Raw genomic sequence first — 506 nt, 5'->3', positions numbered from 1 at the left:
ATAATATATATTAAAAAATATTTATATAATATACTCTTAACTACAACGATAGTGAGCGATTAATGAAGTGATTTCTGATAGGAATAAAAAATAGCATCAACCAAATTTCCTTAGGTTGATGCCATTGAGCTGTGCTTGTACAGCCCTTTTGGTTATGCTTGTTGTAGCCTTTCAGGAAAGGTGCAGAGATTGTAAAATAGCAGGTCGGATATCGTCTTCGACATCCAGCATATTCATTGCATCCACTGCACTGACATTGATTCTCTGCATCAGCTTTTTTACATGAAGAAGTGTCGCCTCCACTTTTCCTTCTGCTTTTCCTTCTTCTTTTCCCTGTAATAAGCCTTGTTCTATCCCTTGTTCCAGGCCCTTCTCAATTCCTCTCTGCTCGATAAAATCACTAAAGTTGCACATATCCATGACCTCCTCTTCTATCTCTTTCTCCATCAGTATACCATACCCCTTCTGCAATTGTTCCTTTTTATCCACTATTGCGAGATTTTTTA

At 37.5% G+C, this 506-nt stretch carries 1 pseudogene; it reads right to left on the bottom strand.

Annotated features, from left to right (window positions below):
• Positions 1-171: 171 nt before the first annotated feature.
• Positions 172-506: pseudogene (locus NE665_RS23975) on the bottom strand (hypothetical protein); the annotation flags it as partial.

It is taken from the genome of Clostridium sp. DFI.1.208, from assembly GCF_024463855.1.
GTDB lineage: Bacteria > Bacillota_I > Bacilli_A > Erysipelotrichales > Erysipelotrichaceae > Clostridium_AQ.
This window is presented reverse-complemented; position numbering and strand designations above follow the sequence as displayed.